This is a genomic window from Phaeovulum sp. W22_SRMD_FR3 (assembly GCF_052113705.1).
Classification (GTDB): domain Bacteria; phylum Pseudomonadota; class Alphaproteobacteria; order Rhodobacterales; family Rhodobacteraceae; genus JBGQOG01.
This window is the reverse complement of the sequence record NZ_JBGQOG010000004.1, coordinates 364662-372120: the sequence shown is the minus strand read 5'-3', so window position 1 is coordinate 372120 and position 7459 is coordinate 364662. Positions and strand designations below refer to the sequence as shown.

At 67.1% G+C, this 7459-nt stretch carries 7 protein-coding genes; 3 read left to right on the top strand and 4 right to left on the bottom strand.

Annotated features, from left to right (window positions below):
• The 3 genes from thrS to ACEN2S_RS08075 all read left to right on the top strand — a co-directional run.
• Positions 1-1359 (top strand): threonine--tRNA ligase (thrS, locus tag ACEN2S_RS08085; protein WP_441864717.1); only part of this gene is annotated, 1359 nt, incomplete at its 5' end.
• 174 nt (positions 1360-1533) lie between these two features.
• Positions 1534-2421, top strand: coding sequence for a YghX family hydrolase (yghX, locus tag ACEN2S_RS08080; RefSeq protein WP_441864714.1), 888 nt, complete (start codon positions 1534-1536; stop codon positions 2419-2421).
• A 452-nt stretch (positions 2422-2873) separates the two neighbouring features.
• Positions 2874-3080 carry a cold-shock protein gene (locus tag ACEN2S_RS08075; RefSeq protein WP_441864711.1) on the top strand — a complete coding sequence of 69 codons (207 nt, stop codon included), beginning with the start codon at positions 2874-2876 and terminating at the stop codon, positions 3078-3080.
• A gap of 300 nt (positions 3081-3380) precedes the next feature.
• On the opposite strand, the gene ACEN2S_RS08070 is transcribed toward ACEN2S_RS08075, so the two are convergent.
• From ACEN2S_RS08070 to ACEN2S_RS08055, 4 genes are read right to left on the bottom strand one after another with little or no spacing between them, the layout of a single operon-like run.
• On the bottom strand, positions 3381-3704 hold the full coding sequence (locus ACEN2S_RS08070; RefSeq protein ID WP_441864708.1) for an arsenate reductase family protein: 324 nt from the start codon (positions 3702-3704) through the stop codon (positions 3381-3383).
• 9 nt (positions 3705-3713) lie between these two features.
• Complete coding sequence (locus ACEN2S_RS08065) at positions 3714-4793, bottom strand: DUF1513 domain-containing protein (RefSeq protein WP_441864705.1); 1080 nt, start codon at positions 4791-4793, stop codon at positions 3714-3716.
• A gap of 2 nt (positions 4794-4795) precedes the next feature.
• Positions 4796-5791 carry an imelysin family protein gene (locus ACEN2S_RS08060; RefSeq protein ID WP_441864702.1) on the bottom strand — a complete coding sequence of 332 codons (996 nt, stop codon included), beginning with the start codon at positions 5789-5791 and terminating at the stop codon, positions 4796-4798.
• A complete protein-coding gene (locus tag ACEN2S_RS08055; RefSeq protein WP_441864700.1) occupies positions 5791-7380 on the bottom strand; it encodes a di-heme oxidoreductase family protein in 1590 nt (529 codons plus the stop codon). Before ACEN2S_RS08055 ends, ACEN2S_RS08060 begins: the two co-directional genes overlap by 1 nt.
• Positions 7381-7459 lie beyond the last annotated feature (79 nt).

The following is a 7459-nucleotide window of genomic DNA, read 5'->3' as shown; positions in this document are numbered from 1 at the left end:
GGCGATGCGTTCAAACTGATGAGCGTGGCGGGCGCCTATTGGCTGGGCGACAGCACGCGGCCGATGCTGCAGCGCATCTACGGCGTCGCTTTCAAGAACCGCGAGGATCTGAAAGCGCATCTGACCATGCTGGAGGAGGCCGCCAAACGCGACCACCGCAAGCTTGGCCGCGAGATGGACCTGTTCCACATGCAGGAAGAGGCGCCGGGGCAGATCTTCTGGCATCCGAACGGCTGGACGATCTACACCACCTTGCAAGATTACATGCGCCGCCAGCAGCGCCGCGACGGCTATGTCGAGGTGAACACGCCGCAGGTGGTGAACCGCAAGCTCTGGGAAGCCTCGGGGCATTGGGACTCGTATCAGGAAAACATGTTCATCGTGGAGGTCGACGAGGATCATGCCCGCGAGAAAACGGTGAATGCGCTCAAGCCAATGAACTGCCCCTGCCATGTGCAGGTGTTCAACCATGGGCTGAAGAGCTACCGCGATCTGCCGCTGCGGATGGCCGAGTTTGGCTCGTGCAACCGCTATGAACCCTCGGGCGCGCTGCACGGCATCATGCGGGTGCGCGGCTTCACCCAGGATGACGCGCATATCTTCTGCACCGAGGCGCAGATTGAATCCGAGACGAAGAAATTCATCGAATTCCTCTCGGGCATCTATGCCGAGCTGGGCTTTCATAAATGGCGGATCAAGCTCTCGACGCGGCCGGAAAAGCGGATCGGCACCGAGGAAAGCTGGGACAAGGCCGAAGCCGCCCTCGGCAATGCCTGTCTGGCGGCGGGGCATTCCTTCACGCTGAACCCCGGCGAGGGCGCGTTTTACGGGCCGAAGCTGGAGTTCGTGCTGACCGATGCGATCGGGCGCGACTGGCAATGCGGCACCCTGCAGGTGGACCCCAACCTGCCCGAGCGGCTGGACGCCAATTACATCGCCCCGGACGGGTCGAAAACCCGCCCCATCATGCTGCACCGCGCGGTTCTGGGCTCGTTTGAACGCTTCATCGGCATTCTGATCGAGGAACATGCGGGCAAATTGCCATTCTGGATCGCGCCGCGTCAGGTGGTGGTGGCCTCGATCGTCTCGGATGCCGATGGCTATGTGGCGGAAATCGTGGAGGCTTTGCGCGCGCGCGGGGTGCGGGCCGAGGCCGATATCCGCAATGAGAAGATCAACTACAAGGTGCGCGAGCATTCGGTGGGCAAGGTGCCGGTGATCCTCGCCATCGGCCAGAAGGAGGTCGAGGAGCGGACCGTCTCGATGCGGCGTCTGGGCGAGAACCGCAACGAGACCCTGCCCCTCGACGCGGTGATCGCGGCCATGGCCGCCGAGGCCACCCCCCCCGACCTGCGCTGACCCAAAGGGCCCCTCCGGGGGCCCTTTTCATACAGAGCACATCCGATGCCGACAGCACCGCAGCCGCAAGGGGGGCGGATCGGATGCCCCCCTACGCGAACGTGATCACGGAATCGTTTCTCGGATCGGGGTGATCTGGCACTCTTCTCGCTTCCAGCCAGAGGAGAATGTGCAATGACCCGACTGACGGCCAAAGACTTCCACCCCGAAATCCTGGAACTTTACGACTATTACGCCCATGGCAAGATCACCAAACGCGAGTTTCTGGACCGTGCCGCGAGTTTTGCCGTCGGCAGCCTGACCGCCGGAGCCATTCTGGCCGCGATGAGCCCGAATTATGCCCTGGCCGAGCAGGTGCCCTTCACCGATCCCGATATTGTGGCGGAATACATCACCTATCCCTCGCCCAACGGCCATGGGGAGGTGCGCGGCTATCTCGTGAAACCAGCGGCAGCCAGTGGAAAACTGCCCGCGGTTGTGGTGGTGCACGAGAACCGCGGGCTGAATCCCTATATCGAGGATGTCGCGCGGCGGCTGGCCAAGGCGGGCTTTGTGGCGCTGGCCCCCGATGGGCTCTCTTCGGTCGGGGGCTATCCCGGCAATGACGAGAAGGGGCGCGAGTTGCAAAGCAGCGTCGATCCCGAAAAGCTGATGAACGATTTCTTCGCCGCCATCGAATTCATGACCGCGCATGAGACCTCCACCGGCAAGGTCGGCATCATCGGTTTTTGCTATGGGGGCGGTGTCTGCAATGCCGCGGCGGTCGCCTATCCGGAACTGGGCGCCGCAGTGCCGTTCTACGGCCGCCAGCCGCAAACGCAGGATGTTGCGGCGATTCAAGCCCCGCTCCTGCTGCATTACGCCGAGCTGGACACCCGCATCAACGAGGGCTGGCCCGCCTATGAAGCGGCGTTGAAGGCTGCGGGCAAGACCTATGAGGGCTATGTCTATCCCGGGGTGAACCACGGCTTTCACAATGATTCCACCCCCCGCTACGACGAGGCCGCCGCAGAACTGGCCTGGAGCCGCAGCATTGCCTGGTTTGAAAAGCACCTCGCCTGACGGCGCGATCATCCTTGCCCCTTGAGCGGGCCTCCCGCGGCGCAAACCGCGGCCCCGGGGGAGACCCGCCGCACAGCCCTTTGTGCGGCGCCCGTCTCCCTGCCGAGGCGCAAAGAGCGCCTGGCCCCCCGTGCGGCGGGATCAGAACGGGCAAGCCGGGCGGGCGGGCGCCTTCTTGGCCCGCGGACTGATTCCCGGGTCAGACCGTGCTCCTGTCGAAAATCGCCCAAAACGCGTGCAAACCCCCGCTTCTCAGCAGGTATCCCCGCCAAAACACGGCATTTATCCTCTCTTTTTTTGTTGATTTTCTATGCCGATAAGGCAAACTTTCTCCTGCGTGACCTGCGACTTTCCTACCGCTCCCTACTTCGGGGCAGCCGGAAGACTTGAAAGACCTGGCTGCACGGCCTCTGGCAATATCGCCGGAGGATCACTGAGGAAGGAGAAACGGGATGGCTACGGGCACCGTGAAATGGTTCAACACGACCAAGGGTTTTGGCTTTATCGCTCCCGATGATGGCGGCAAAGACATCTTCGTTCACATCTCGGCCGTTGAGCGCGCTGGCCTGAAAGGTCTGAACGACAACCAGAAGATCGCCTATGAGCTGCAATCGGGCCGCGACGGTCGTGAATCGGCTGCCGATCTGAAACTGCTCTGATCGCGGCAACCGGGTCTTCGGGCCAGGGCGCTGAAAATGATTGTGCGAAATTCCGAACGGCCCGCCTTTTGGCGGGCCGTTTGCATTGGGGCGAAAGGCCTGCCAGCGGGAACAGGAAAACCTGCGGCAAGGCGCGGATGGTCCCGCCAGATGCCCGAGGGGGCGCCTGGGAGGAGCCCGTCAGATCCGCTGGCGAGCAAGCCCGCGTCTCAGCGGTTCGGCCCGGACATCAGGGGCACTGACGCCAGGCGGATCGCCCCAAGGACTGCCGGACAGGGCCACTGACCGCTGGCCGCGCCGTTACAGCCCCTGCGCGGCCTGCGCGGCCTTGTCCCATCCCAGCGTCAGCGCAGCCCCCCGGATCACCGGGCGCTTCATCAGCGTCGGATGCGCGGCGAGCAACGCTTCGGGGCTTTGCGCCCGCGCCGCCTCGTCCAGCCCCCGCCAGGTGGTCGAGGCGCGGTTGATCAGACGATCGCCAAAGGCCGCCAGAAAGTCACCGCGTTCTTCGGCAGTCAGCGGCGTCGCCCGAATGTCCCGAAACGTCACCTCATGCCCCGCCGCGATCAGCGCCTTTTGCGCTTTGCGGCAGGTGTCGCAGGTGGGAATACCGTATAAAATCATCGTTCTGCCTCAGCTGAGTGCCACAAGGTGATTGTCCCAGGCGCAGGCCGCCTGCCGCAGCGGCGTCAGCGCCTGCCCGTCGGTGCTGGCGATGAACCCGTGCCCGTCGGTCAGGATGAAGCCGCCCGCCGCATCCGCCCCGAGGCCACAGACATCCGTCCGCAGGACCGAGGACAGGAACTGCCCCGAGGCCGCATAAATCTGCACCCGGCCGCCTTTGGGCGAGGTGATCGCCACCCGCGCGCCGCCCGCATCGAAGGCAATGGAGCCCGCATAGCCCTTCATCGTGAAGGTCTCCGCCTCGGGCACCGAGGCCAGCACCGGGGCCGCGCCCTGCCGGTGCAGCCCCATCAGCGGCACATCCTCCGCCGGATCGCCCTGCCATTGCATGCAAAACGCCACCAGCCCCGCCGGACCCAGTGCCAGATGCCGGATCGAGTTCTGCGCCAGATCGGGCGCCAGCTCGACCAGATCCGTGATCTCGCCCTCGGGTGAGAGATAGGCCAGATTGGCGCGCATCGTCTCAAGGTTCAGCGGCGTGCGGTCGCTGGGATCGGTCTGAATGCCGCCATTGGCGACCACCAGCGTCTCACGCCCCGGCAGACGGCGGATCTCATGCGGGCCAAGGCCGCCGGTCGCCCATTCCGCCAGCCGCGCATAGCCGTGGTTTGCATCCCAAAGGCCAATGCGCCCCTCAGAGCCTTCGGCGACCACCTCGGAGGTATAGAGGATGCTGCCGTCCATCGAATAGGCACCATGGCCGTTGAACTGCCGCCCCTCCGGCGGCGTCAGCTGGGCCAGCACCGCGCCGCTGGTGCAATCAATCACCAGCGCGAAGGTGCCGGGGCGGCGGGCAAAGGCCACCGCCTCCGGGCGTTCCGGATGCGCGGTGGCGGCATGGCCCCGCGCGGGCAGGGCCACGCGAAACCGCGTCTCGCCCGCCGCCGAGAGACCGTAGAGCGCATAACCCCCGCCGGGTTCCGCCGCCGCCGCCAGCCAGGCGGGGCTGCCGACATCGGCCCAGCTCAGGCGCGGCAGGGTGGTGGCGGCGGCGAGGCTGGCCAGAAAGGCACGACGATTGGGACGCATGCTCAGTCTCCATCCGCCGCGTTCAGGCCCAGGCCGACGCCGAGTGCCGGGCTGACCTCGGCCTTCACCCCATCACGCGCGGCCTCGATCGCCTGCTGCACAATCTCCACCTTCAGACGGCTGCCGGGGCTGGCCACCCCTGCGAGCACCGGATCCGGCAGATCCGCCGCAAGCGTCTCGGCGCGCTGAAACGCGGCCTCAGTCATCGGCATCTCTGCGGCGGGCACCAGATCCAGCGCCAGCTGGTGCAGCGCCGCCAGCGACAGCTGGATGTTGCGCAGGGGACGACCCGAGGCCAAAGCTTCGGCGCGGTCCGGATAGGGTTTGTCAAAGCTGCCCAAGGGGCGGCCAAGGCGGCTGTCCGAGGTGAATTCCAGCCCGGTGACCAGCGCGGTATAAAGCGCCTGTTTCGCCTCATCTTGCGTCAGATAGGTGCTGTTGCCGGGTTGGCCCGCGGTGATCAGCGCATCGGCAAAGCCGCCCGCGCCGGGGGTGCCCCAGGCCGCACTGACCGCCGCCGCCGTCTCTGCCAGATCCGCCGCCAGCGCGCGGCGCAGATCGCAGGCATAGGCGCCCTCGGCCTCTGGGTACAAAAGCCGCTCCAGCCCGAATAGCCCGCGCGCCGCCACCGAGATCTGCGCCACCCCTTCGGGCGTCGTCAACGCCGGGTCCGCAGCCTCCAGAATGCCCTTCAGCGTTCGTCCCCCTGCGTTTTTCGAATCCGGCCAATAGGCAATGGCGAGATTGCGCCCCCCCTCTTCCACCGGCCCCATCGCCAGATGCGAGACCGCCATCCAGCGGTCAAAGGCCGCGTTCCAAAGGGGCTGCATTGCCGGGGCCGAGCAATCCGCCGCAGCCCCCGCCGCCAGCGCCGCCGTCGCCTCGGCAAAGCCCTGATAGCCCGGCACGATATGATCCGTGACCGCCGAGGCAACATCGGCAGCGGCGGGCAGGCTCAGCGCCGCGAGAAGGACAGTGGACAGGCAAAAAGATCGCATCAGAGTGACTCCAGGTATCGGATCAGGGCGTTTCGGGTCGCCTCAGGCATGGAGACGACGCTATCACGCGCGGCCTGTGCTTCGCCACCGTGCCAGAGCACGGCTTCCATCAGGCTGCGGGCGCGGCCATCGTGCAGATAGGTCTCCGTACCGGTGACCGCACGGGTCAGACCTATCCCCCAGAGCGGGGCGGTGCGCCATTCGCGCCCGGTCGCCACACCTTCGGGGCGGTTGTCGGCCAGCCCCTCGCCCATGTCATGCAGCAAGAGATCGCTGTAGGGCCAGATCAGCTGAAAGCTGCGCCAAGGTTCCGCCGCCAGCCGCCCGGTGACAAAGGCCGGATGGTGGCAGGCGGGGCAGCCTGCAGCGTAAAAGGCGGCCTTGCCTTCGGTCACCTCGGGCTCTTCGGCGCCCCGGCGCGGCGGCACGCCGAGGCTGGCGAGATAGAGAGAAACGAGGCCGAGGCTCTCGCCCGACACCTCGCGCCCGTCGCGCAGCTCCGGTGTCTCACCGGTGGCGGCGCTGCGGCAGGCGGTCTCGACCGGGGTGCAATCGCCGTACGGATCGGGGCGCAGCGGGGTGGAGAGGCCCAGATCATTGGAAAAGGCCGTGGCCGCCTGATGGATAAGGTCGGGTGCCGCCGCTTTCGCGCCGAACCGCCCCAGCATCAGCCCCCGCCCGGGAACAGGGGCGAGCGCCGCACGGCCCGAAATCCCATCGCCGTCGCGGTCCTCGGGATCGGCCAGCGCCAGAATATCGGCGGCGGGCACCGCCTCCAGGAGGCCGAGCCCCACCAGCTGCGGCGCCACGCGGGCCGAGAGCATCACCTCCGCCGCCATCGGCCCCTGCGCGAGATCCGTCACCCCCACCCGGGGACGACGGAGCGAGACCACCTCGCCGCCAGCGAGGGTCACCGGTTCTTCCATCCATGTCAGCGCAATCTGCCCCTCGGGGGCCATGCCGGTCAGCGCCCGGTCCTGCAACTGGCGGCCATAGACCGGCTCGGGTGCAGTGGCGATCCAACCCGCAATCGCCGCGAGATCGGGGGCAAGCCGGGCCGGATCGGCGGGCACCGAGAGATGCAGCGCCATGCCCATATCGGCGCGCCCCGGCCCCGCCTCGCCCGGCGGATGCCCCCGGCCATTGCCGGGGTGGCAATCGGCACAGGCGCGGGCGTTGAAAAAAGGCCCCAACCCGTCCGAGGCGCGGGTGGTGGCGGGGGCGGCGACCCAGATCTTGTCAAAGAGCGCCCGCCCCAACTCGGCATCCAGCGCGGCGGCACCCAGCGCGGGCGCAGGCGTGGCAAAGGCGCGGGCGTCGCGGCGCTCATGCGTGGCCGCCCCGCCCGGCAACGCCTCAAAGGGCTGTGGCGCCGCAGAGAGCGCCGTCACCGCCGCAATGCGGGGCGCATCCACAGGGTCAATCCAGAGATCCGGCAGCGCCTCCTGCACGGTCGCGGCGGAGGCTGACGCGGCAACGGGGGGCGCCACCGCCTCAGCCCCTGAGAGCTGTGGCGAGAGCAGGAGCAGCCCCAGCACCCATGCGCGCCGCACCGGGCGCGGCAAGGAGAAAGGGACAGCGGGTCGCATCACAATCGGCAGCGCCTCAGGCTCGGCGGCACAGAGCGGCGCGGAGGGCGCCCGATCTGGACCACGGGGGTAACAGGTC